The following is a 23,673-nucleotide window of genomic DNA, read 5'->3' on the forward strand; positions in this document are numbered from 1 at the left end:
TTTATCCTATTTCTTGGTGTAATAAATCGAGGCCGTCCCTAATTATTTTTTGGTGGGGCTGTTTTGAGACACATACGAATTCGGTAAGGGCAAAATCTTCTGGCGCCACCTCATAGAGACCCAATTGCTCCATCTCGTCCAAATCTTTTACCATGCAGGCCTTCAACAACTGAAGTGGGTAGATGTCCAATGGAAATACTTCTTCATATAAGCCCGTGACCACAAATGCGCGATGCTCACCGTTGGTATTGGTGTCGAGGTCATATTTCTTGTTGGGCCGCATCCAAGAAAAGGTCAAGGCCCTTGTCGTCGAAATTTTGTTGAAAACCGGTTTGTTCCAACCGAAAAATTCATAGTCATCACCTTCTGGAATAGCGGTAACGGTATTATTGTAAAACCCTACATATCCGTCGGGCTTTACTTTCGACCCTGTCAACACATCGCCATTGATGAGCCTAAACTTCTTCATGCTCACCCCACTGGCATACAAAAAAGTGGATATCTCGGCCCCGATCTTGGTAGTGTAGTATTTGGGTGCCTTGACGGCCGAACCGGTCAACGCAATGGTTCTCTCTGCATTGAATTTTCCGGTCAGTAGCCACTCACCGATAATGATAAGGTCTTGGGGAGATATGGTCCATACCACTTCCCCTTTGTTGATCGGGTCAATTTTATTGATCTGCGTTCCGACCAAACCCGCTGGGTGCGGACCTGAAACCTTGTGAAGGTCAATGCCCTCCATTTTACTGAAAGGTGATGTCGAAGTATTGCCGACCGAAACGTGGATCGAACCCGGGGTCATCTTTGCAAGAGCATTGATGGCCGTCTGTATTTCTTTCTCCCTTCCCCTTAAAACATAGTCAACTTCCGCGGCCAAAGGCGCTGTCGTATAGCCTGAGATGAAAATGGCCTTGGGCACCATGTCTGGATCGGCGATGATGTCATAAGGTCGCTGTTTGATGAATGGCCAGCAACCTGATTTTAGCAATGCCTCCCTAATTTCGTTTCCATCTGCCTTGGCCAGGTCGATCTTCTGACCGTTATGGAACTCTTGTTCTTTATCGGCCAAAATCTTCAAGGTCAAGATGCGCCTTCTTGCCCCCCGTACGATCTCTACCAACTCTCCACTGACCGGAGAGACGAAGAGCATATCTGCAATCTTCTTGTTGTAAAAGATGGGTTCGCCAGCTTTGATCTCAGCACCCTCTTTCACCAACATTTTGGGTGTGATGCCATGAAAATCATCTAAATTGAGAGCGTAAACGTTACTGATGACGGCTTTTGAAGTTGTCTGTTCTGCAGCCCCGACAAGGTTGATGTCCAACCCTTTTTTGATCCGGATGTCTCTAGACATATTGAATATTGACCTTAAGTGGTTATCAAAAAATGCACGCAAATTTACTACTTAAAGCATTGTTTTCATAATTATCGACCTATAAAAATGGTATTATGACGAGCTTACTTTGCTCGGCATACTTTTTGTTTACCTTTACCCCCAAAATAAGCGGTATATGCGGTTTTTGATTAAACAAATATCCTTTCTACTTATCTCTATTTCAGTGCTTGGCCAAGTACAGGAAGAGGTAAATCCGCCCCCGCATATCAAGACTGTGGTCTTCAAGGGACCGACCGAAGATCAATTTCCTATCATACGGTTGGGCGAGCGCATTACCTTAGAGTTTGATGATCTTTCTGCGAGTGAACAAGACTATTACTACAAGATTATTCATTGTGATTATGATTGGACCCCCTCCCAATTATTGAAATCACAGTATTTAGAAGGCAACGATAACCAGCGTATCATCGACCATCAAAACAGCTACAATACACTTCAACCCTATTCGAACTATCGCCTGGCCATACCCAACAACGAAGTTAGGCTCAAGGCCAGTGGCAACTACGTACTCGAGATCTATAACATGTTCAACGAACTTCAATTCTCGAGGCGATTCGTGGTCTATCAAGATTTGGTGAAAGTGGGCGCCACCGTGAAACGGTCAAGGGATTTCAACTACGTCAACACGAAACAAGTTATACAGTTTACCATAAATACTGCTGGCTTTCAGGTGATAAATCCCAAGAAAGAGATAAAAGTGGGCATTATAAAAAACCATTATTGGCCCACAGCCATTTACAATATAAAACCGCAGTTTACCATAGGCAATGAGCTTGTTTACCGATATGATCAAGAAACGGCTTTTTTCGGGGGCAATGAATTCTTGAACTTTGACACCAAAGATTTACGGGCTCCTTCGTTTGCCATCTCGAGGGTCGAGTTCAAAGACCTCTACCACCATTATCTCTTCACCAACGATTACCGTTATGATCAAGAATATACCTTTTTCCCAGACATCAACGGTGATTTTGTGGTCCGCACCCTTCAGGGAGATGATGTGGCACGTGAGGCCGAGTATTCAGAGGTGCATTTTAGCCTACCGTACAATGAACTACTTGGATTAGATGATGTTTATGTCGTGGGCAGGTTCAACAATTTTGACTTTAGTGAAGAGAACAAGATGTCGTTTAATGAAGAAAGTGGGAATATGGAGCTCATTTACCCCATTAAACAAGGTTTCTACAACTACAAGTATGTGGTCAAAAAAGAGAATGGCGAGATAGATTTCAATTTGGTCTCGGGCAATTTTCATTTTACGGAGAACAATTACCTCATTTTGGTGTATTACCGAGATTTCGGTGAGCTTTACGACAGTATCATCGGCATCGGCTCTACCAACTCTCGAGATATCAGCAATTGACTTATCTTTAGCGCTAAAACCGACCAAAAAAGATGGGCAAGGGCAAGGGCCTTATCACCAAAGGCAGATATGAGCTTTCGTATCGTGGCACCAAATGTTTGAACTGCGGTCATCCTTTGGATGTCAGTGACAAATACTGCCCCAACTGTTCGCAGGCCAACAGCACCAAAAAATTGGTGCTCAAAGATTTTTTCGACGAGTTTTTTTCCAGTCTCGTCAATTACGACTCAAAGCTGCTCAAAACGCTTTATGCGCTTTTGGTGAAACCCGGCACCATTACCAAAGATTACGTTAGGGGCAAAAGAGTTTCTTACACCAATCCGTTTCGGTTTTTATTGAGTTTGGCATTCATCTATTTTTTGATGTTTACCTACAACAACAACTTCTCGAGATTAGATAGGTTTGGCAAACAGCTCAACGACAACATCAAACAAACGGGGCCTTTTTCCTTTTCTATGGAATCTGGAACGTTCACCAATGACAATACCGCCCTCAGAGAGGAAATTGACAAAGCCTTGAAACAACAGGACTCCCTAGGCCAGAATACCACAATGATCAAAGAACAGATCAACAATCTGGATTCTTTGATCACCACGGGGCAAAAAAAGGAAATCGAACAAGATTCCTTAATCTTGGCCGACCCTAAGGCCTATTTCAAAACGATCGGTGATAGCACAGACTCAAATATATTCTATGAAAAGATGGGCTATTTCAGTTTGTTGATGCGAAACGACTCCATAGAAAGCTTTCATGATGCCCAAACCAAATATGGGATTGAAAATTCAGCTTCAAACAGAATGGCTTTCAATTTTTCAAGTAGTGCCCTACGAGCTATTGAAAAGCCAGGTTCATTCATAAACACCACCATTTCAAGGTTGCCGTTCGTCGTATTTTTCTTCTTACCAGCCTTCGCTGTTTTTATTTGGGTGGTGTACATCCGTAAAAAATACACCTATACCGATCATTTGATCTTTAGTTTTCACAACCAATCGTTATTATTTATCTTGCTCATCCTTAGCTTGATAGTAGATGCTATTTTCAATACGGCCAGTGCAGGATTGTTTTTGTTGGTTTTTGCCATTTACCTGTACAAGGCCATGCGAAGATTCTATGGACAAGGTAGGTTCAAAACGATTGTTAAATATATCTTTCTGAACACGGTTTTTGCATTTTTGGCCCTTTTGACCATTATGTTACTGTTTACAGGAAGTGTCTTTACCTATTGAAGATTATGATTACGCAAGTCACCAAAGGAATAAAAGTCTCCATACATACTAGTTTTGAGGGCACTTTCTTCAAAAACTATAAGATGCACTATGCTTTTGGCTACACCATTACCATAGAAAACCAAGGTAAGGATGTGGTACAGTTGACCGCTAGGCATTGGGACATTCTTGATTCTTTAAAGGAAAAGGAGACTGTCGACGGTGAAGGCGTAATCGGCAAAAAACCGGTCATTCAACCTGGCAAATCGCATACCTATAGTTCTGGTTGCCTCTTGGCCTCGCCCATAGGGGCTATGCGCGGCTTTTACAACATGGTGAATTTTTCATCATCAGAGGAATTTGAGGTTGAAATTCCGACCTTCAAGTTTGCCGCTCCTTTTGCGATGAACTAAGCCCTTTTTCATTTTACTTTCGACATCCCTTTCACTACCTTTGTGGGCATTGTTCAATCCATAAAAATTTCCACGATGGGTAAAGGTTTTTTTCAAGTTCCTATAGCAGTCAATGAACCGATAAAGAGCTACGCTCCGGGCACTCCTGAACGAGAGGGCGTGCTTAAACAATACCGGGCATATTACAATGCACAAGTTGAAGTTCCACTCTATATAGGATCTGAAGAAATCACGACGGGCAATACCCGCCCTATGACGCCCCCCCATGAGCACCAGCATATTGTGGGCAACTACCATACTGCCGAGAAAAAACACATTGAAAATGCCATTGCCAATTGTTTGGAAGCCCGAAAAAAATGGGCCGATCTTACTTGGGAGCAGCGGGCGGCCATATTTTTGAAGGCTGCAGACTTAATTGCCGGTCCGTACCGGGCCAAGATAAATGCCGCCACCATGATGGCCCAGTCCAAGACCATTCATCAAGCTGAGATTGATTCTGCCTGTGAACTGATAGATTTTTTACGGTTCAATGTAGCTTTTATGAGCCAGATCTATGAAGAGCAGCCCTACTCTTCAGAGGGTACTTGGAACCGTGTCGAATACCGACCCTTGGAAGGATTTGTCTATGCCATCACCCCGTTCAATTTTACGGCCATTGCCGGGAATTTGCCCGCCAGTGCGGCCATGATGGGCAATGTAGTGGTATGGAAGCCCAGCGATAGCCAGGTCTATTCTGCAAAGGTAATCATGGATGTCTTCAAAGATGCAGGCCTGCCCGATGGTGTTATCAACATGGTCATGGGCGATCCCGTAATGATCACCGAGACCATTTTGGCAAGTCCTGATTTTTCTGGCTTGCACTTCACAGGTTCGACCATCGTGTTCAAAGAGCTTTGGAAGCAGATTGGCAACAATATCCACAACTACAAGACCTACCCCAGAATTGTGGGCGAAACAGGTGGAAAAGATTTCATCATTGCGCACCCTACGGCCAAACCCAAACAGGTGGCCACGGCCATATCAAGAGGTGCCTTTGAATTTCAGGGCCAGAAATGCAGCGCCGCCTCACGGGTCTACCTGCCCAAATCGACCGCTAATGAGATTTTAGATCTGGTCAAAAAAGATGTTGAAAGCTTTAACAAGCCCGGTTCACCTGAAGATATGTCTAACTTCATCACAGCTGTCATTCATGAAGGCTCATTTGACAAGCTTGCCAAATACATCGATCAGGCCAAAGCTGATAAAAATGCGGAAATCGTTGCTGGTGGAGGGTATGACAAATCGGTCGGCTATTTCATTGAACCCACGGTCATTTTAACCACAGACCCCAAATATACCACCATGTGCACCGAACTTTTCGGACCTGTGGTCACTGTGTATGTGTATGAAGACAAGGATTGGAGCAAAACTCTTGAACTGGTCGATAGCACTTCTGAATATGCCTTGACAGGTGCTGTACTCTCACAAGACCGTTACGCCATCGATGAGGCTACAAAAGCTTTGCAAAACTGTGCAGGAAACTTCTACATCAATGATAAGCCAACGGGTGCAGTGGTAGGGCAACAACCCTTTGGCGGGGCCCGTTCTTCAGGCACCAATGACAAAGCCGGTTCGGCCCAAAACCTATTGCGTTGGGTATCGCCTCGATTGATCAAAGAAACCTTTGTCAGCCCTGAAGACTATCGATATCCTTTTCTAGGGTAAAACAACCAATTTGGTCAGATGTCTCAAACGCCCCCTATTTTGGCTCAAATGGGCCGTAATTTGCCCATTATAATTCCATATATTTGATAAAATCCCTGAAAATCAGGTTTTAACAATAAAACACTATCAATGAAAAGAGTATTTCTGATTACATTCTGCTTGTTATCTTTTGTGGCCTTTTCACAAGAAGACACAACAGTACAAACGACCATTCAAGGTATGGTCGCAATGATGCAGGGCCAGGTCGTTCAGTTGGCTGAGGCTTTCGGCGAAGAACAATACGATTGGCGCCCTGCCGAAGGGGTGCGTTCGGTAAGGGAATCTATCTTGCACATTGCCGTCGCCAATTACTTTCTGGCTTCGAAAATGGGTTATCCCCCACCAGAAGGTGTTGATTTCATGACCATGGAGTCTAGCATAACCGGTAAAGACAATGTAATTGCCGCCCTAAAAAAATCCAACGAGTTTGTTTTAAGCAAGATCAGTGAAGAAGAGACGTCCAAATTGGGCGAGGAAGTCGATTTTGGTTTTATGAAACTCAACAGATTGGGAGGTCTACTCGTGGTTCTTGAGCATAACGGGGAACACAAGGGCCAATTGATCGCCTACGCCCGTTCAAACGGGGTCGTGCCCCCTTGGAGCCAACCAAGTGAAGGTTCAGGTGAAGAATAGATGCCAAAGCCCCATCATCGGGGCTTTTTTCATGGCTTAAATTTCTGGGGCAGATAGACTACCTTCTTCGTCTCGAAAAAAGGCTCATTGAAAAATTCGCCCAATTCAAATTGTTGGGCGTTTTTGTAATTTTTCAATTCCTCGGTCAAGTCTCCCCCTTTTAAATATAAAATGCCATTTTTTCGTTCATGGGCCGAGTCTTTTTTGATTTTTCCCTTGGTCCAATGCACAAAAGTGGGCATGGCGGCCACCGCACGGCTTACGATAAAATCGAATTGACCGGGTAAATCTTCCACCCTTTTGTGATGGGCCGTGACATTTTTCAATTGCAGCCCATCGACCACTTCTTGAACCACCTTTATTTTTTTGCCAATGGCATCGACCAAGATAAATTCGGTGTTCGGGAACAAAATAGCCAACGGAATACCGGGAAAACCGCCTCCCGTACCCACATCCAATACCTGACCACCCTCATTGAACCGTTGTATTTTGGCGATGCCCAAAGAGTGCAGCACATGACGTAAGTAGAGTTCGTCGATATCTTTTCTTGAAACCACATTTATTTTTTGGTTCCAATCTTGGTATAGCTGTTCTAGCGCAAGAATCTGTTCTCTTTGAATCGCCGTTAACTCTGAAAAATACTTGAAAACTAAATCTGCCTTCATTAAAATCATGCTAATTCCGGCAAAAATAATACTTTTGGCAACCAACAAACGTTTTCATCTTAGGCAACCCGATTCGCTTTAAGTTGGTTACCTTTGCAAAAATTCGGTGCATGCAGAACAAAACGATACGCTTCTCGAGAAAAGATTCAGCACAATTTTTTAAGACCCTGAACCGACGGGTAAATCAATATTTCAAGGAACAAAACATCAAAAAGACGGGCAATTGGAAACTGCATCTGAAAACCATTATTATGTTCAGTTGCTATCTGACCCCATATTTTTTATTGTTATCCCTAGACCTTCCAACATGGGCGCAATTGTTATTGACCATTTTGATGGGCGTCGGCATGGCCGGGGTGGGCATGAACGTGATGCACGATGCAAACCACGGCTCATATTCCACTAAAAAATGGGTCAATAAACTGATGGGGGGCAGTATGTACCTTTTGGCCGGTAATGTCTATAACTGGCAGGTGCAACATAATGTATTGCACCATACCTACACCAATATTCACGAGCATGATGAAGATATGGAAGCAGGCCGTATAATCCGCTTCTCTAAACATGCAGAGTGGAAAAAACATCATAAGTTTCAACACTGGTACTCTATCTTTCTATATGGGCTCTTGACCTTCAATTGGGCGATTACCACAGATTTTAAACAAATGTACCGCTACACAAAGCGCAAGCTTTCGTTCGGAAAATTTCCCAACCCAGTTCTCAATTGGAGTACATTGGCCATCACAAAAGCATTGTATTTTACCGTATGGATCGTGCTGCCGATATTATTCTTTGACATACCCTGGTGGCACATATTGATAGGCTTCTTTATCATGCACTATGTAGCAGGGCTCATTCTCAGCATCGTCTTTCAATTGGCCCATATTGTCGATGAGGCAGAAACTCCGTTGCCCGATGAGTCAGGGGGCATGAAAAATACGTGGGCCATTCACCAATTGTTGACAACCGTCAATTTTGGCACAAAAAACAAAATTGTGAATTGGTTCACCGGTGGACTCAACCACCAGGTCGAACATCACATCTTTCCACATATTAGCCATATACACTACACAAATATTTCCAAAATTGTGAAACAAACGGCGAAGGAGTTCAATTTGCCCTACAACGAGTACAAAACTACCAGAAAAGCCATAATTTCGCACTTCAAGCATTTAAAGGAATTGGGCAAGAAGCCTGTTTTGCAATACTGATAAACGAGCACAGAGATGAGCAACCAACTGTCTGAAAGGGTACAGAAAATGTCCACTTCGGCCACACTGGCCATGGCCGCCAAGGCCAGGGAACTTCGAAATGAAGGCAAAGATATTATTGGGCTTAGCCTTGGCGAGCCCGATTTCAACATCCCTGATTTTGTCAAAGAAGCCGCCAAGCAAGCGATTGACGACAATTATAGCAGCTACACCCCGGTCGATGGCTATGCCGAACTGAAACTGGCCATTTCAAAAAAATTCAAACGCGATAACGACCTCGACTATGGTGTAAAGCAAATTGTGGTCTCGACCGGTGCCAAACAATCGCTCTTCAATGTGGCAATGGTGGTTTTAGATGCTGGAGACGAGGTCATTCTACCTGCACCCTACTGGGTCAGCTACAGCGATATTGTAAAATTGACCGAGGCCGTACCTGTCGAAGTGCCGACCAGTATCGAGACCGATTTTAAGATGACCCCTGAACAATTGGAGGCTGCCATCACCCCCAAGACCAAGATGCTTTGGTTCAGCTCACCCTGCAACCCAAGTGGATCGGTCTATGGAAAGAAAGAGTTGGAAGCATTGGTCGAAGTATTGAAAAAATATCCACAGATCATTGTCGTTTCAGACGAAATATACGAGCACATCAATTTTAAGGGCAGTGGCCACGTGAGTATAGCGGGCATCGATGGCATGTACGATAGAACAGTGACCGTAAACGGTGTCTCAAAAGCTTTTGCCATGACAGGTTGGCGTATCGGTTACATCGGTGCACCTGAATGGATCGCAAAAGGCTGCACCAAACTACAGGGCCAGGTCACCAGTGGGGCCAATGCCATTGCCCAGCGTGCCACGATTGCAGCTTTGGAGGCTTCTAAAAGCAGGATCCAATACATGATCGACAAGTTTCACCAACGTCGCGATTTGGTGCTCGGTTTATTGGATCATATCGATGGCTTCAATGTCAATGTGCCCGAGGGTGCTTTTTATGTGTTTCCCGATGTTTCGGCTTTCTTCGGAAAGACCTTGAACGGCACCAAAATCAGCAATGCCTCAGATTTCGCCCTTTATTTGTTAGAGCATGCCAATGTGGCCACCGTTACCGGGGAAGCGTTCGGCAACCCGAACTGCATTAGAATTTCGTACGCCGCGTCTGAAGCCGAATTGAAGGAAGCGATTTCGAGGATAGCCAAAGTGGTTTGACCTTTTTCACCATTTGTTTAAAATGATTGTAAAATGTCTTTCTCTCTAAGCCAATAAGCTAGAGCAGTATTACGTACGTTTCCAGAAAACAGGGGTCAAGACAATCAATACGGTAAACAGTTCAAGACGCCCCAAGAGCATCAAAAAGGCGCACCACCACTTGCCAAAAGCGGGCAAACTGCTAAAATTCACCACAGGGTTCAGATCACCCAATGCCGGACCCACATTGCCCAAAGAAGAAGCGGCACCCCCTATGGCCGATTCAAAATCGAGTCCTAAATAGCCTAGAACCAGTGCCCCGATGATGAACAAGAGCATATAGAGTACGAAAAAAGCGATGATGTTATATACAATGTGCTCTGAAACCGACTTGTTATTATAGCGTACAGGTATGATGGCATTGGTGTGCAAGGTGCGCTTAAACTCTAGAATTCCGTTTTTGATGATGAGTATATGCCGCATGACCTTAATGCCCCCAGAGGTCGAGCCTGCCGACCCTCCCAAGAACATCAATCCGAAGAAAAAGACAGTGAGAAAAGGCGTCCAATTCGTGAAATCTGCCGTTACAAAACCTGTTGTGGTCACAATGGCCAAAACCTGAAAAAGACCGTGGCGCACAGCGCTTTCAAAATCACCCAACACCTTTGGGTGGTAATCTGATACCGGAACATCGGCCTGAAAGTAAACGACAAGAGCCGCTATAATGGTAAACACCAAAAGGAAGAGCGCATAAAATTTAAACTCCTCATCTTTTATGATACGCTGTACCTTGCCTGTAAAGGCAAAGTAACTGATGACAAAGTTGGTGCCCGCCAAAAACATGAATACAATGATGATGTACTGTATCAAGGGCTGGTCGTTCCAGTAAGCTACACTAAGGTTCTTGGTAGAAAAGCCTCCAGTAGATAAGGTAGAGAGCGAATGGTTGATGGCATCAAAAAAAGTCATGCCCGCCAATTTCAACAGAAGCGTTTCAGCTATGGTATAGCCCACATAGATCAACCACAAACGTTTGGCCGTATCGGTAATACGGGGATGCAGCTTATCGCCTCCCGGCCCAGGGGCCTCTGCAGCGAAAAGCTGCATACCCCCAATACCCAATAGTGGTAAAATGGCAATGGCAAGCACGATGATCCCCATTCCACCTATCCAATGGGTCAGGCTGCGCCAAAAAAGGATTCCTTCAGGAAGGGATTCTATGTCGTTCAATATCGATGCTCCCGTGGTCGTATAGCCCGACAAGGTCTCGAAAAAGGCATTTGTCAAGGTAGGTATGGCCCCTGAAAAAAGATAGGGCAGCACACCTGATAACGACATGATAATCCATCCAAAAGTGACAATGATATAGCCCTCTTTGCGTTTCACCTCCTTTTTATGCCCCCTTGTGTAGAACATGGCCATCACCCCGACAAACAATGTCACTAAGGCCGCCAAGGTAATATCCAATGTTGCACCGTCTTGGTATATACCGCTCACCAATGCGGCCAAAAGCATAAAAGAGCCATTGCACAATAGCAAAAGGCCCATGATATGAACGATAATCCTAAGGTTGAGCCCCATTAGAGAAACAACTTTTCAATTCGCGGAATGGCTTTTGGCAGACAACAGACCACTACCCTATCACCTTGTTGTATTTTAAAATCTCCCAAGGCGATAATGCCTTTGTTATCGCGTATCACCCCACCGATAATGGCCTCACGCGGAAAATCAAGTTCTTTGATGATCTCTCCGTTCACAAGGGAAGTGGGTTTGACGATGAATTCCAATATCTCAACGTTCAGATTGTTGAGACGGGTCAGGGCGACCACTTCACCCCTTCTGATATACCTGAAAATATTGTTGGCGGCCAAGAGCTTTTTGTTGATCAACGTATCAACGCCAATAGATTGTGAGAGTTGAAAGTAGTCCATGTTCTCGACCATGGCAATCGTCTTCTTGATGTTTTTTGACCGTGCCATGAGACATGACATGATATTGGTCTCTGAGTTTCCGGTCACGGCGATGAAGGCGTCCATAGATTCAAGGCTCTCTTCTTCAAGTAATTCAACATTTCGCCCATCGCCATTGATGACCAGCGCATTGGGCAGATTATCGGCCATATCAAAGGCTTTATCTTTGTTCTGCTCAATCAGCTTAACGTTGAACTTGTTGTTGCAAAGGTCTCGGGCCGTTTTGAAACCGACCTTGCTTCCACCAAGAATCATGACATTCTTGATTTCTTTTCGCTGCATGCCCGTCAGTTTATAGAGTTCATCGACACCCTCATCAGAAGTGATGAAATAGACCAGATCCCCTTCCTTGAAAACTGTATCGCCGCGTGGAATATGGGTATATTGGGTACCCATACGCTGCAGGGCAATGGGCATGAAATGCAACTCTGGGAAAACCCTTGCGGCCTCTTTTACCATTTTGCCCACAAAAGGGGCATTTTTAGGCAAGAAGACACCGACCATGGTCAAAAGTCCCTCTTCAAATTCATAGGTGTCATTGAAAGCAGACTGGTTGAGAAGCAGCTGTATCTCTGAAGCTGCCAATTCTTCAGGCGAAATAAGTTCATCGATGCCCAGTTGCGAAAAATCGATCGTCTCTTTGTTATCGATGAACTCAGTATTTGAAATTCGGGCAATCGTACGTTTACAGCCCAACTGTTTTGCCAAAAAACAAAGGGTAAGATTGGTGGTCTCAGAAGAGGTCACCCCAATGGTCATGTCAGAGTTTTGTACGTTGGCGTCCCTAAGTACCTCTATCGAAGTGGCATCGCCGCGCAATACCCTAATGTCTAAATGATTATCTGCATATGAAAGGCTTTGCTTATCTGTATCGATCAGCGTAATATCTTGTGCTTCATACGACAACAATTTTGCCAAATGAAAGCCCACCTCACCTGCTCCTGCAATGATTATCTTCATTAATTCAGATTAACAAACAGCTTTTATCTTAGAAGTCAATGGGTTATCGGAAGAAAATCGACCTTTCGTCACACAACTAAATGCTTTGCTCATTCAGTAGTACATTCTTGAATCACCGCACAAAATTACAACAATTATTTTGTTCGCTTGAAATGTGGCATGGTCACTATGCCGTATCTTTGCGCAAATTTTTTTGATGGCAAAAAAAGTAACCCCCTATAAAGGTTCAAGTGATGGCAAAAAAGACCAAGTCACGCAGATGTTTGATGCCATCTCAAAAGATTATGATGGCTTGAACAGGATAATCTCTTTTGGGGCAGACGTGAAATGGCGAAAAAAAGTAGTGGCCCTGGTACAGCGTAAAAACCCAAAAACGGTCTTGGACATTGCCACTGGTACCGGCGACCTTGCCATTGCCCTGGGGCAGACCGGCGCTGAAAAGGTAATCGGATTGGACATTTCAGCAGGAATGCTTGACGTAGGAAAGGAGAAAGTCATCAAAAAGAACCTTCAAAAAACAGTTGAAATGGTTATTGGTGACAGTGAAAACCTAGCATATGATGACAATACTTTCGATGCCATAACGGTAGCCTTTGGTGTTCGAAATTTTGAAAACCTTGAAAAGGGCCTTTTAGAGATTTACCGTGTACTGAAGCCATCGGGCATTTTTGTGGTACTTGAAACCGCCGTACCCACTAAGTTTCCTTTTAAGCAGGGTTACCACTTCTATTGTCGCTTTCTGCTTCCATTGATCGGCAGATTGTTCGCTAAAGACCGTTCGGCCTACTCGTATTTGGGTGAATCGGCCTCGGTTTTTCCCTACGGAAAAGATTTCAACAATATTTTGGCCAAAATCGGGTTTATAGGTATAGAGAACAAACCCCAGACATTTGGGGCAGCATCGATATATGTTGCTACAAAATAAATTGATGAAAAACATCATTCCGTTGTTGGGCCTGCTACTGTTTGCATGTCCGTTTATCCATTCGCAATTCAACAAAGACCCTATTCTCAATATTCAAAATGAGGACAAGAAGTTTTTGAACTGGGGCTATTATCTTGGGTTCAACCAATATGATTTTCAATTTGAATATGAAAATGATATCGGGCAAGATATTCTGGTGGATAAGAGTTTTGGCTTTAATGTGGGGCTTATCGGCGAAATGCGCGTCAATGATTTTGTCGATCTGCGTTTTGAACCAGGATTGCTCTACACCCAGCGGATTCTTGGGTTCCCCGGCTTTACAGATGAATCTGATGCCATTAGGGAGGTGCGCTCGACCTATATCCGTTTTCCTTTGTTGCTAAAGCTAAGCACCAAACGTTTCGGTAATTGGAAACCTTTTATCATCGGAGGCGGGTATACGGCCATCAATTTGGGGAGCAACGAAGACAGCCTTGATGATAACAGCAGTGGTGAATTTCGCATGAAGAAAAATGTCTTTGGCTATGAGTTGGGCTTTGGCATCGATTTCTATACCGAATACTTCAAGTTTACCCCTTCAATTCGTGGGGTTTTCGCCCTAACTGATGAATTGGTACCTGACAACGACCCCAATAGTCCGTGGACGGGAAATATCACAGGCATGCGCACTAGGGGCTTCTTCATCAATTTTACCTTTGAATAACCTAGATGTTTGACAAAAATCACCGATCTAGGCCTCTCTTCTAATCTCATTGAGCAATACCGCCGTTGCAGTGGCCACATTTAAACTTTCAGCCGTTTGGGTCCCATATTGTGGAATGCCTATTTTCTTCTGAACAAGTGCTGTGATCTGATCGGAAATACCGTTCGCCTCGTTTCCCATGACCAGAATGCCCTTATCGGGAAGCTTTGTTCGATATATGTTCGCACCATCCATAAAAGTTCCAAAAATGGGCAAATCGCTCGATTTCAAAAACTGGTCTATATCTGTATACATCACATTCACCCTTGCTACCGAGCCCATCGTTGCCTGTAATACCTTTGGATTATAAACATCGACCGTATCTACAGAACAAATCAAATGTTTGACGCCATACCAATCACAAAGGCGAATGATGGTACCAAGATTCCCCGGATCCCTAACGGCATCCAAAACCAAGGTCCAATCCACAAAATCAATCGTTTCAGGTTCGGCCATCGTGAAAACCGCCAAAACCTCACTGGGTGTTTTTAATCCGCTCATCTTTCCCATTTCCGAAGGCGAAACCAAAATGGTTTTTTGGGAAGTGTCACCAAGAATTTCTTCTGACAAAGCATAAATTTCTACAACCTCAATACCTGAAGACAAAAGCTCACCCACTAGTTTTTTTCCTTCCGCCACAAATTGTCCGAATTTATTTCGGTACTTTTTTTGCTGTAAACTTTTCACCAATTTGATTTGGTTTTTCGTAACCATTAAATAACGTATTTTTGGCTTCTATGAGTGGTTTTACAGTACGAGGTATCTGGGCAAAAATAGGATTATTACTGCTCATGTTTGCCCATTTCGGCTGCAATACCCTAAAAAAAGTTGGCGATGACGAGCTCTTGTTGACCAAAAATACCATCTACGCAGATGAAGAGCAGGTCAATGAAGAAGAAATCAAAAATCTCATCGTTCAAAGGCCCAACAGTAACCTTTTGGGCTATCCACTTCGATTGAACCTTTACAACCTTGCCAAAGACGATCCCGATTCTTTATTTCGAGACTGGTTGTACCGAAAAAAAAAGCGTGAAAAAAGACTGTCGAACCTTTTGTCAAAAAAGCAAGTGAATGCCTTGGGCAACTCGTTCGTGGTCAAGGGTATGAGTGAATTCTTGAAACGTATCGGTGAGCCACCGGCCATCATCGATACGGTCAAGACCAATAAATCTGTAGACTTGCTAACCGCCTATTATGGCAGCAAGGGGTTCTTTAACAACTCAGTCGATTATGACATTGTTAAGGGAAAAAGAAAAAAAAGGGCCGGAATCAATTATAAGATAGACCTGGGCAAACCCTTTATCGTTGATTCACTCTTGACCAACATCGCCTCGCAGCAATTAGACTCTATATATCAGAGCAATACCGATGGGTCATTTGTGAAAGCGGGCAAACAATTTGACCTGGCCGATTTCGACAATGAACGCAAGCGGTTGACCAACCTTTTTCGAAATACTGGGGTTTACAATTTTCAAGAAAGCTCGGTAAACTTCGATGTCGTAAGGGATACCACTAAATTTGCCGATGATCAAAATATGGAGGTTACCCTGAACGTCAGAAAACCCCGTACTGCCAGTGACAGTATAAGCCCTTCGGCTTCATATGAAGTACACCGGTTTGAAAAAATCAATATTTACGCAGACTACCAATTCAACGTTAGTGCCGATTCGTTGAAATCAATTGATTTTGACAACTATACCATTTATTACAAAGACAGGCTACGCTACAGGCCAAAGGCCCTTACCGACGCCATATTCTTTGAGAAAGACAGCATTTATCGTGAAATCGATAAAATTCGCACTACGCGTCAGATCACAAATCTCAACGCATTTAGATACCCAAACATCGAGTTCATTCCTGATTCGACCAAAGCACGGCTTATCTCCAATGTATACCTTTCTTCGAGACCCAAATATTCACTGGGGCTTGACCTAGATGTCACCCACTCGAACATACAACAGGTGGGTACGGCCTTCAGTACCTCGGTGACCTCTCGAAATGTATTTGGAGGAGCAGAAACCTTGAACATTTCTGCAAGGGGGTCCATAGGTCTATTGAGCGATGCCTCGTTGTCTGATGAGACGTTTACTTCAGAAATTGGTGGGGATGTGAACATCACCTTTCCCAGAATTTGGTTTCCATTCAACACTGAAAGCGTTATCCCGTACTATATGCTGCCACAGACCAGAATGTCTGCCGGTACCAACTTTCAAAGAAATATCGGGCTTGACAGGCAATCATTGAATACCGTACTATCGTACAACTGGTCACCTACCGATTTTCTTAAGAACAATATAGAACTGTTGAACATTGAATTTGTTCGAAATACCAATGTAGACAACTTCTTCAATGTCTACAACAATACCTATGACCGTCTTGATGAAATAGCCAATGACTTTGAAGACAATGTTGATTTTGCGGAGTTCTATGATGAAAATGTCGATCCTGATAGGGATTCTGACACAGAGCTTGACCTGACCATACCCAATGGGGCCAACGATTTCATTGATGCGGTCACGGTTCCGGGCTTTTCGATATCTCCCGATGATTTAAGTGATGTTAGAAGCATTCGTGAACGTAGAGACAGGTTGACCGAGAACAATCTCATCTTTGCCTCTAACTACACCTTTACCAAAAACAACAAAGTGGGCATCAATGACCTTGCTTTCTATCAATTCAGGTTCAAGATCGAAAGTGCGGGCAACCTGTTATCTGCCGTTTCGAACATTATTCCCTATGAAAAGAATGACAACAACCAATCATTGGTTTTTGGGGTACCCTTTTCACAATATGTAAAAACAGAACTTGACTACATCAAACATTGGCAAACATCAAGTACTGATGTATTGGCATTTCGTAGCTTCTTTGGTATTGCGATCCCCTACGGAAATTCAACCAGCATACCTTTTGTGCGCAGTTATTTTGCAGGGGGCTCAAATGACAACCGTGCTTGGAACGCTTATGAACTGGGCCCTGGCAGCACTTCGAATGTCAATGATTTCAATGAGGCCAATCTAAAATTGGCGCTGAATCTCGAATACCGTTTTCCAATAGTGGGCGACATTAAAGGTGCTCTTTTTGCCGACGCCGGAAATATTTGGAACGTACTCGATAGCGAAGACAATGAAGACGCCATTTTTTCAGGGTTCGATTCTTTAAAGGATATTGCCTTGGGAACCGGATTCGGACTACGCTATGATTTTACCTATTTTGTGTTCAGGGTCGATACCGGTTTCAAAACCTATAATCCTGCTGAAGAGGCCTCAAAACGTTGGTTTAGGGATTATAACTTTAGAAATGCCGTATTCAATATCGGTATCAACTATCCTTTCTAAAACCAAATAATTCATTACTTTAATCATTTTATTACTTTTGTTGCCTATTTAACCCATAACTAACTTAAAAACATGTCCCACAATATAAAACCAGGTGTTGCCACTGGCGACGAGGTACAAGCTATCTTCAACTATGCCAAAGAAAAAGGCTTCGCCTTACCAGCCGTAAATGTCATCGGTTCGAATACCGTCAATGCCGTTATGGAAACCGCAGCGGCACTCAATTCACCGGTCATCATACAGTTTTCAAACGGAGGTGCACAATTCAATGCGGGCAAGGGTCTCTCGAACGAGGACCAAAAAGCTGCCATTTTAGGTGGTGTGGCCGGTGCCAAGCATGTTCATGAAATGGCCAAGGCCTATGGCGCCACCGTGATCCTTCACACAGACCACTGTGCGAAAAAGCTATTGCCTTGGATCGACGGACTTTTGAATGCCAGCGAAGCACATTATAAGCTTACCGGCAAATCACTCTACAGCTCGCATATGATCGACTTGTCAGAAGAGCCCATCGAAGAAAATATCGAAATCTGTAAAAAATATTTAGAGCGCATGTCAAAGATGGACATGACCCTTGAAATCGAACTTGGCGTGACAGGTGGCGAAGAAGATGGTGTTGACAATACCGATGTCGATAGCTCAAAACTTTACACACAGCCCGAAGAAGTGGCCTATGCCTACGAAGAACTTTCAAAGGTCAGCCCTCGTTTCACCATTGCGGCCGCTTTTGGCAATGTACATGGCGTGTATAAGCCCGGCAACGTAAAATTGACGCCCAAGATCCTAAAAAATTCACAAGAATATGTTTCAGAGAAATTCGGTGTGGGCCACAACCACATCGACTTTGTTTTTCATGGGGGGTCTGGTTCTACCCTCGAAGAAATTAGGGAGGCCATAGGCTATGGGGTCATCAAAATGAACATCGATACCGATTTGCAATACGCATTCCTCTCTGGTGTAAGAGACTATGTTCAAGGCAAAAAAGATTACTTACAGGCACAGATAGGTAATCCTGATGGTGATGATCAGCCCAACAAAAAATTCTACGATCCACGGGTTTGGCTACGTGAAGGTGAAAAATCATTCTCAGACCGTTTGAAAAAGGCTTTCGAAGACCTCAATAATGTGAACACCCTATAATACCCCCTTGTTATGTCGTCTTGGTTTAAAAGAAAGGAAAAGGGAATACAAACATCAACAGAAGAAAAAAAGGATACCCCGAGGGGGCTCTGGTACAAGTCTCCCACCGGAAAAATCGTTGAATCAGAAGAACTTGCCGAGAATTTTTATGTGAGCCCTGAAGATGATTACCATGTTCGTATCGGTAGCAAAGAGTACTTCGAGATTCTTTTTGACAATAACAAATTTCGTGAACTCGATGAGAAATTGACCTCAAAAGATCCCTTGAAATTTGTCGACACCAAAAAATACTCAGAGCGGCTGAAAGCTGCCCAAAAGAAGACCGGCCTTAAAGATGCCGTTCGCACGGCTGTCGGCAAATCGATGGGCAAAGACCTGGTTGTCGCCTGTATGGACTTTTCCTTTATTGGCGGATCTATGGGTAGCGTTGTGGGCGAAAAAATCGGCCGGGCCATCGACTACGCCAAAAAGCGAAAGCTGCCTTTCTTGATGATTTCAAAGTCAGGTGGGGCACGAATGATGGAAGCGGCCTTTTCACTGATGCAATTGGCCAAGACTTCGGCCAAATTAGCGCAGCTGGCCGAGGCCAAAGTGCCTTATATTTCGCTATGCACCGACCCTACCACGGGGGGCACCACCGCTTCTTATGCCATGTTGGGCGACATCAATATCGCCGAACCCGGAGCCTTGATCGGTTTTGCAGGGCCCCGAGTAGTCAAAGATACGGTCGGCAAAGACCTGCCCGAAGGTTTTCAAACCGCTGAATTTGTAAAAGAGCATGGCTTTTTGGACTTTATTACCCATCGCAGGGATTTGAAGAAGAATGTCAATCTCTATATCGACCTCATAACCAACCAACCTATACGTAACTAAAAAAAAGCCCCAACATGTTGTTGGGGCTTTTTTCAGTTACTGTTTCTGATGTTCAATTCTTCCAAAATCTCCTAAGGAAAATTTCTTCTGAAGTACCATCAGCATGGGTTAAAATACCTTTGGCATCACAACTACCATCTCCAAAATCCAAACTTGCAGTGGCATCGTTTCGCGAAATCTCCAATACTCCGCTGACGATAAACCTACATGACATTTCTCTGCGCAATGGTACGATCACCTCTTTTGTAAAAACGTTGCCCAACCTACCGGTATAGGTGCCTTTCCCTGTGATCAAGAACACATTGTCTCCCCAAAAGCCCGAACCATACCCTTCAATCCATTCGCGGGTGCGTGTACCCTCGAACGAGGCAGTTGTTTCATCTGGCCATGTGGCGTTGAAACTGGCATTGGCAACACTCTGTGGATTGCCATCGGCATTGGCCCTCTCGCGAAGTATGTCAGCGCCACCCTCTATGGCCACACCATTGAACGTGAAATTCTCTAAAGCGAGTTCCAGCGTTTTGGTGGCGGCATCCATGTCTTTTTCATAGCTCAAATAGATAATGCCGCCCAGAACATTGCCATTGGGCAATTCACAGCCTTCACCAAAATCAATGGTCTTTTCTTTGGTAGTATCGGTCACGACAGTGGTAATCGTCACACAATCAGGCAAGAAATCTGAAGAATAGTCAAATTTTGAGGTCGCTGCAATCTCATCTGTGGCGTAGACATCTTCAGCGATTCCAGAAACTTCTTCAGAAATGAGCTCCGCTTCGTCGCTGTAGTTCAGTTCAGTGGCAGAAATCACTTCTTCACTGTTCACATCTTCCTCCAATGAAGAAGATCCATCCTCACTACACGACGTGAACAACACAAGCATCAAGGCTGTGCAGCCCATCAATACTTTTACTAAATTTACTTGTTCGAGACACTTTTTCATAATTTCAATTTTTAAAGTTTGTTACTGTGACATGGTAAAATCAAAAAGGTTTAATAAGGGGCCAAAAAATTTTTCCTTACAAAAAAAGAATTATCTTTGCGCCCTGATTGTTAGCCCAGAACATATTTACGCCCATTAAGGGAAGAATGTTGACGGCAGACCAATCAGATACATAAAAATCATTTTAACAATATTGGCATGTATTTGACGAAAGAAGTAAAAGCTAAAATTTTCAAGAAACACGGGGGGTCTGAGACCAACACGGGCTCAACGGAAGGGCAGATTGCCCTATTCACCCACCGAATCAACCATTTGACAAAACACCTTAAAGAGAACCACAAAGATTTCAACACCGAGCGTTCTTTGGTAAAACTGGTTGGTAAAAGACGTAGTCTTTTAGACTATTTGAAGAAAAAAGACATTGAGAAATACCGGGCTTTGATCAAAGAGTTGGGTATTAGAAAATAATTTATGGGGAGAGGTTTCTCCCCATATTTTTTACCCTCAGCACAATAGCTATGGGTACGAAGTCCCTAGGTAAGGGCAAAACAAAAAGCTACTTATAGTTTTTCATTGGTCAACAACACAACACAACACAACATGGCCGTCGATAAGGCGGCAGACCCAATGTTTAACTGGCCCATTTGATTTGGGCATGAAAAAAATTTATGATTCCAAAAACTTTTAGGGAGGTCATCGACCTCGGTGATGGAAGGGAGATTTCCATCGAAACAGGAAAATTGGCCAAACAGGCCCATGGCTCCGTTGTGGTTCAATCGGGTAAATGCATGTTGCTCTGCACCGTGGTATCGAACTATCACGCCGCAGATGTTGATTTTTTACCCCTCACAGTTGATTACCGTGAAAAATTTGCTGCAGCTGGGAGGTACCCCGGTGGATTTTTTAAACGAGAGGCCAGGCCCAGTGATGGCGAGGTCTTGACCATGCGATTGGTCGATAGGGTGCTTCGACCCCTATTCCCGAAAGATTATCATGCAGAAACGCAGGTGATGATCCAATTGATGTCGCACGACGAAGAAGTCATGCCCGACGCCATGGCAGGTTTGGCAGCTTCAGCGGCCATTCAACTATCAGATTTTCCGTTTGAGTGTGCCATTTCAGAAGTAAGGGTTGGTCGCGTTGACGGAAAATTGATCATTAACCCCACCAGGGCGCAATTGGAAGAATCAGATATCGATATGGTCATCGGCGCTTCTGAAGATTCGGTCATGATGGTCGAGGGCGAAATGAGCGAGATTTCCGAAGAAGAAATGGTAGAGGCCATTCAATTTGCCCATGATGCCATCAAGGTTCAATGTGCCGCCCAGATGAAACTGGCAGAAGCCTTTGGCAAGAAAGAGGTCCGCGAGTACGAGCCCGAAGAGGAAAATGAAGAATTGGAACAAAAAATCCATGATATGGTATACGATAAGTCGTATGCCATTGCAAAAGCCGGTAGTACCAAAAATGAGCGTGGTGAGGCCTTTAGCGAGTTGAAAGAAGAGGTTTTCGAATCTTTTAGCGAAGAAGAGCAAGAAGAATTGGGCAAGCTAATCCATAAATATTTTTCAAAAGCGCAAAAAAGTGCGGTACGTAATTTGACACTTGAAGAAGGTACCCGTCTCGACGGAAGAAAAACGACCGATATACGCCCCATTTGGTGCGAGGTCGACTATTTACCTTCTACCCATGGGTCGGCGATATTCACAAGAGGTGAAACCCAGGCCTTGGCCACTGCGACCCTAGGTACCTCACGAGAGGCCAATGTCATCGACATGCCCTCATTTGAAGGGGAGGAAACGTTCTATCTACACTATAATTTTCCGCCGTTTTCAACAGGTGAAGCCAGACCTATCAGGGGTACATCACGTAGGGAGGTCGGCCACGGAAACTTGGCCCAGCGCGCATTGAAACGCATGGTTCCCGAAGATTGCCCCTATACCGTTCGCGTGGTCTCTGAAGTATTGGAATCTAATGGATCTTCATCAATGGCGACCGTTTGTTCGGGCACCATGGCCTTGATGGATGCCGGTGTGCAATTGAAAAAACCCGTATCGGGCATTGCCATGGGGTTGATTACCGATACCGAAACAGGCAAATATGCCGTACTTTCAGACATTTTGGGCGATGAAGACCATTTGGGCGACATGGATTTCAAGGTCACGGGTACCGCCGATGGTATCACGGCCTGCCAAATGGACATCAAGGTAAAAGGACTCTCGTATGAAATCTTGGTCAAGGCATTGATGCAGGCCAAAGATGGAAGAATGCACATACTTGAAAAACTGGTCGATACCATTTCAGAACCTCGTGCAGAAGTGAAACCACATGCACCAAAAATTGTCACTACCGTTATTCCTGGTGAATATATCGGTGCTTTGATCGGTTCAGGTGGAAAGGTCATTCAAGAATTGCAAAAAGAAACCAAAACGACCATTGTTATCAATGAAGACCCGGTAACCGAGGAAGGAATCGTAGAGATTCTGGGTACCGATCAAAATGGAATCGATGCCGTACTTGCCAAAATCGACGCATTGATGTTCAAACCTGAAGTGGGCAGTGTCTATGAGGTAAAAGTCATCAAAACCCTAGATTTCGGTGCGGTGGTAGAATATACCGAAGCTCCCGGCAATGAAGTGCTCTTGCATGTTTCTGAACTGGCTTGGGAACGTACCGAAAACGTAACCGATGCCGTAAATCTGGGCGATGTGTTCGATGTCAAATATTTTGGCTTTGATCCTAGGACCAAAAAGGAAAAGGTTTCGAGAAAAGCCTTATTGCCCAAACCTGAAGGATATCGGGAAAGACCTCCAAGGGATAGGGACAATAGAAATCGCGGAAACGACAGAAACCGCGACCGAAGACCCAAAAGAAACTGATATAATTTCTCTTTTTGTTATAAGGCCCCGGACGTTCGTTCGGGGCCTTTTTTATATTAATATCAATTAATTCTTTACGAATTGTAACTTTTTTACGTTTT

20 protein-coding genes are annotated in these 23,673 nt (G+C 44.1%); 14 read left to right on the forward strand and 6 right to left on the reverse strand.

Annotation, left to right across the window (positions count from 1 at the left end; translation table 11 throughout):
* Window position 1: 1 nt before the first annotated feature.
* Complete coding sequence (locus L0P89_RS02930; RefSeq protein WP_235266904.1) at window positions 2-1,354, reverse strand: Na(+)-translocating NADH-quinone reductase subunit A; 1,353 nt, start codon at window positions 1,352-1,354, stop codon at window positions 2-4.
* A gap of 157 nt (window positions 1,355-1,511) precedes the next feature.
* Between L0P89_RS02930 and L0P89_RS02935 the strand changes: the two genes are divergently transcribed.
* From L0P89_RS02935 to L0P89_RS02955, 5 genes are all read left to right on the forward strand, one after another.
* A complete protein-coding gene (locus tag L0P89_RS02935; RefSeq protein WP_235266905.1) occupies window positions 1,512-2,756 on the forward strand; it encodes a type IX secretion system plug protein domain-containing protein in 1,245 nt (414 codons plus the stop codon).
* 32 nt (window positions 2,757-2,788) lie between these two features.
* Window positions 2,789-3,982 carry a DUF3667 domain-containing protein gene (locus tag L0P89_RS02940; protein ID WP_235266906.1) on the forward strand — a complete coding sequence of 398 codons (1,194 nt, stop codon included), beginning with the start codon at window positions 2,789-2,791 and terminating at the stop codon, window positions 3,980-3,982.
* A gap of 5 nt (window positions 3,983-3,987) precedes the next feature.
* Window positions 3,988-4,374: a Co2+/Mg2+ efflux protein ApaG gene (gene apaG, locus L0P89_RS02945; RefSeq protein ID WP_235266907.1), complete on the forward strand. Its 387-nt coding sequence runs from the start codon at window positions 3,988-3,990 to the stop codon at window positions 4,372-4,374.
* A gap of 75 nt (window positions 4,375-4,449) precedes the next feature.
* Complete coding sequence (gene pruA, locus L0P89_RS02950) at window positions 4,450-6,078, forward strand: L-glutamate gamma-semialdehyde dehydrogenase (RefSeq protein ID WP_235266908.1); 1,629 nt, start codon at window positions 4,450-4,452, stop codon at window positions 6,076-6,078.
* A gap of 129 nt (window positions 6,079-6,207) precedes the next feature.
* Window positions 6,208-6,750: a DinB family protein gene (locus tag L0P89_RS02955; RefSeq protein ID WP_235266909.1), complete on the forward strand. Its 543-nt coding sequence runs from the start codon at window positions 6,208-6,210 to the stop codon at window positions 6,748-6,750.
* A 29-nt stretch (window positions 6,751-6,779) separates the two neighbouring features.
* Here the strand turns inward: L0P89_RS02955 and rsmG are convergent, their stop codons facing one another.
* Window positions 6,780-7,415 (reverse strand): 16S rRNA (guanine(527)-N(7))-methyltransferase RsmG, encoded by a 636-nt coding sequence (gene rsmG, locus L0P89_RS02960; RefSeq protein ID WP_235266910.1) that lies wholly within the window; start codon window positions 7,413-7,415, stop codon window positions 6,780-6,782.
* Between the two features lie 110 nt (window positions 7,416-7,525).
* On the opposite strand from rsmG, the gene L0P89_RS02965 reads away from it, so the two are divergent.
* Both L0P89_RS02965 and L0P89_RS02970 read left to right on the forward strand, forming a co-directional pair.
* Window positions 7,526-8,626 carry an acyl-CoA desaturase gene (locus tag L0P89_RS02965; RefSeq protein WP_235266911.1) on the forward strand — a complete coding sequence of 367 codons (1,101 nt, stop codon included), beginning with the start codon at window positions 7,526-7,528 and terminating at the stop codon, window positions 8,624-8,626.
* A gap of 15 nt (window positions 8,627-8,641) precedes the next feature.
* Window positions 8,642-9,829, forward strand: a complete 1,188-nt coding sequence (locus L0P89_RS02970) for a pyridoxal phosphate-dependent aminotransferase (RefSeq protein WP_235266912.1) — start codon at window positions 8,642-8,644, stop codon at window positions 9,827-9,829.
* Window positions 9,830-9,898: 69 nt separating this feature from the next.
* On the opposite strand, the gene L0P89_RS02975 is transcribed toward L0P89_RS02970, so the two are convergent.
* Both L0P89_RS02975 and trkA read right to left on the reverse strand, forming a co-directional pair.
* Entirely contained in the window at window positions 9,899-11,389 is a 1,491-nt protein-coding gene (locus L0P89_RS02975) for a TrkH family potassium uptake protein (RefSeq protein ID WP_235266913.1), read from the reverse strand.
* Window positions 11,389-12,738, reverse strand: coding sequence for a Trk system potassium transporter TrkA (gene trkA, locus L0P89_RS02980; protein WP_235266914.1), 1,350 nt, complete (start codon window positions 12,736-12,738; stop codon window positions 11,389-11,391). The genes L0P89_RS02975 and trkA overlap by 1 nt, the downstream gene beginning before the upstream one ends.
* Window positions 12,739-12,934: 196 nt before the next feature.
* Here trkA and ubiE point away from each other — a divergent pair, with 196 nt between their 5' ends.
* Both ubiE and L0P89_RS02990 read left to right on the forward strand, forming a co-directional pair.
* On the forward strand, window positions 12,935-13,663 hold the full coding sequence (ubiE, locus tag L0P89_RS02985; protein ID WP_235266915.1) for a bifunctional demethylmenaquinone methyltransferase/2-methoxy-6-polyprenyl-1,4-benzoquinol methylase UbiE: 729 nt from the start codon (window positions 12,935-12,937) through the stop codon (window positions 13,661-13,663).
* Between the two features lie 4 nt (window positions 13,664-13,667).
* Window positions 13,668-14,366: a porin family protein gene (locus L0P89_RS02990; RefSeq protein ID WP_235266916.1), complete on the forward strand. Its 699-nt coding sequence runs from the start codon at window positions 13,668-13,670 to the stop codon at window positions 14,364-14,366.
* 27 nt (window positions 14,367-14,393) lie between these two features.
* On the opposite strand, the gene L0P89_RS02995 is transcribed toward L0P89_RS02990, so the two are convergent.
* Window positions 14,394-15,119 carry a TrmH family RNA methyltransferase gene (locus L0P89_RS02995; RefSeq protein WP_235266917.1) on the reverse strand — a complete coding sequence of 242 codons (726 nt, stop codon included), beginning with the start codon at window positions 15,117-15,119 and terminating at the stop codon, window positions 14,394-14,396.
* A 23-nt stretch (window positions 15,120-15,142) separates the two neighbouring features.
* Here L0P89_RS02995 and L0P89_RS03000 point away from each other — a divergent pair, with 23 nt between their 5' ends.
* From L0P89_RS03000 to accD, 3 genes are all read left to right on the forward strand, one after another.
* Window positions 15,143-17,740 (forward strand): BamA/TamA family outer membrane protein, encoded by a 2,598-nt coding sequence (locus tag L0P89_RS03000; RefSeq protein WP_235266918.1) that lies wholly within the window; start codon window positions 15,143-15,145, stop codon window positions 17,738-17,740.
* A gap of 72 nt (window positions 17,741-17,812) precedes the next feature.
* Window positions 17,813-18,880 (forward strand): class II fructose-bisphosphate aldolase, encoded by a 1,068-nt coding sequence (fbaA, locus tag L0P89_RS03005; RefSeq protein WP_235266919.1) that lies wholly within the window; start codon window positions 17,813-17,815, stop codon window positions 18,878-18,880.
* Between the two features lie 12 nt (window positions 18,881-18,892).
* Entirely contained in the window at window positions 18,893-19,753 is an 861-nt protein-coding gene (accD, locus tag L0P89_RS03010) for an acetyl-CoA carboxylase, carboxyltransferase subunit beta (protein WP_235266920.1), read from the forward strand.
* 52 nt (window positions 19,754-19,805) lie between these two features.
* Here accD and L0P89_RS03015 read toward each other — a convergent pair whose 3' ends face one another.
* A complete protein-coding gene (locus L0P89_RS03015) occupies window positions 19,806-20,693 on the reverse strand; it encodes a hypothetical protein (RefSeq protein WP_235266921.1) in 888 nt (295 codons plus the stop codon).
* Window positions 20,694-20,891: 198 nt separating this feature from the next.
* Between L0P89_RS03015 and rpsO the strand changes: the two genes are divergently transcribed.
* Both rpsO and L0P89_RS03025 read left to right on the forward strand, forming a co-directional pair.
* Window positions 20,892-21,161: a 30S ribosomal protein S15 gene (rpsO, locus tag L0P89_RS03020; RefSeq protein WP_235266922.1), complete on the forward strand. Its 270-nt coding sequence runs from the start codon at window positions 20,892-20,894 to the stop codon at window positions 21,159-21,161.
* 200 nt (window positions 21,162-21,361) lie between these two features.
* Window positions 21,362-23,572 carry a polyribonucleotide nucleotidyltransferase gene (locus tag L0P89_RS03025; RefSeq protein ID WP_235266923.1) on the forward strand — a complete coding sequence of 737 codons (2,211 nt, stop codon included), beginning with the start codon at window positions 21,362-21,364 and terminating at the stop codon, window positions 23,570-23,572.
* The last annotated feature ends 101 nt before the right edge of the window (window positions 23,573-23,673 follow it).

The sequence above is a fragment of the Muricauda sp. SCSIO 65647 genome (assembly GCF_021534965.1).
Lineage (GTDB): Bacteria > Bacteroidota > Bacteroidia > Flavobacteriales > Flavobacteriaceae > Flagellimonas_A.

Excerpts from the sequence above, each read along its gene's own strand:
- apaG (WP_235266907.1), top strand. The coding sequence starts at position 3,988 with ATGATTACGCAAGTCACCAAAGGAATAAAAGTCTCCATACATACTAGT.
- L0P89_RS03015 (WP_235266921.1), bottom strand. The coding sequence starts at position 20,693 with ATGAAAAAGTGTCTCGAACAAGTAAATTTAGTAAAAGTATTGATGGGC.
- L0P89_RS03025 (WP_235266923.1), top strand. The coding sequence starts at position 21,362 with ATGATTCCAAAAACTTTTAGGGAGGTCATCGACCTCGGTGATGGAAGG.
- L0P89_RS02940 (WP_235266906.1), top strand. The coding sequence starts at position 2,789 with ATGGGCAAGGGCAAGGGCCTTATCACCAAAGGCAGATATGAGCTTTCG.
- L0P89_RS02930 (WP_235266904.1), bottom strand. The coding sequence starts at position 1,354 with ATGTCTAGAGACATCCGGATCAAAAAAGGGTTGGACATCAACCTTGTC.
- L0P89_RS02970 (WP_235266912.1), top strand. The coding sequence starts at position 8,642 with ATGAGCAACCAACTGTCTGAAAGGGTACAGAAAATGTCCACTTCGGCC.
- ubiE (WP_235266915.1), top strand. The coding sequence starts at position 12,935 with ATGGCAAAAAAAGTAACCCCCTATAAAGGTTCAAGTGATGGCAAAAAA.
- rsmG (WP_235266910.1), bottom strand. The coding sequence starts at position 7,415 with ATGAAGGCAGATTTAGTTTTCAAGTATTTTTCAGAGTTAACGGCGATT.
- accD (WP_235266920.1), top strand. The coding sequence starts at position 18,893 with ATGTCGTCTTGGTTTAAAAGAAAGGAAAAGGGAATACAAACATCAACA.
- L0P89_RS02965 (WP_235266911.1), top strand. The coding sequence starts at position 7,526 with ATGCAGAACAAAACGATACGCTTCTCGAGAAAAGATTCAGCACAATTT.
- pruA (WP_235266908.1), top strand. The coding sequence starts at position 4,450 with ATGGGTAAAGGTTTTTTTCAAGTTCCTATAGCAGTCAATGAACCGATA.
- L0P89_RS02955 (WP_235266909.1), top strand. The coding sequence starts at position 6,208 with ATGAAAAGAGTATTTCTGATTACATTCTGCTTGTTATCTTTTGTGGCC.
- rpsO (WP_235266922.1), top strand. The coding sequence starts at position 20,892 with ATGTATTTGACGAAAGAAGTAAAAGCTAAAATTTTCAAGAAACACGGG.
- L0P89_RS02990 (WP_235266916.1), top strand. The coding sequence starts at position 13,668 with ATGAAAAACATCATTCCGTTGTTGGGCCTGCTACTGTTTGCATGTCCG.
- fbaA (WP_235266919.1), top strand. The coding sequence starts at position 17,813 with ATGTCCCACAATATAAAACCAGGTGTTGCCACTGGCGACGAGGTACAA.
- trkA (WP_235266914.1), bottom strand. The coding sequence starts at position 12,738 with ATGAAGATAATCATTGCAGGAGCAGGTGAGGTGGGCTTTCATTTGGCA.
- L0P89_RS02975 (WP_235266913.1), bottom strand. The coding sequence starts at position 11,389 with ATGGGGCTCAACCTTAGGATTATCGTTCATATCATGGGCCTTTTGCTA.
- L0P89_RS02995 (WP_235266917.1), bottom strand. The coding sequence starts at position 15,119 with ATGGTTACGAAAAACCAAATCAAATTGGTGAAAAGTTTACAGCAAAAA.
- L0P89_RS02935 (WP_235266905.1), top strand. The coding sequence starts at position 1,512 with ATGCGGTTTTTGATTAAACAAATATCCTTTCTACTTATCTCTATTTCA.
- L0P89_RS03000 (WP_235266918.1), top strand. The coding sequence starts at position 15,143 with ATGAGTGGTTTTACAGTACGAGGTATCTGGGCAAAAATAGGATTATTA.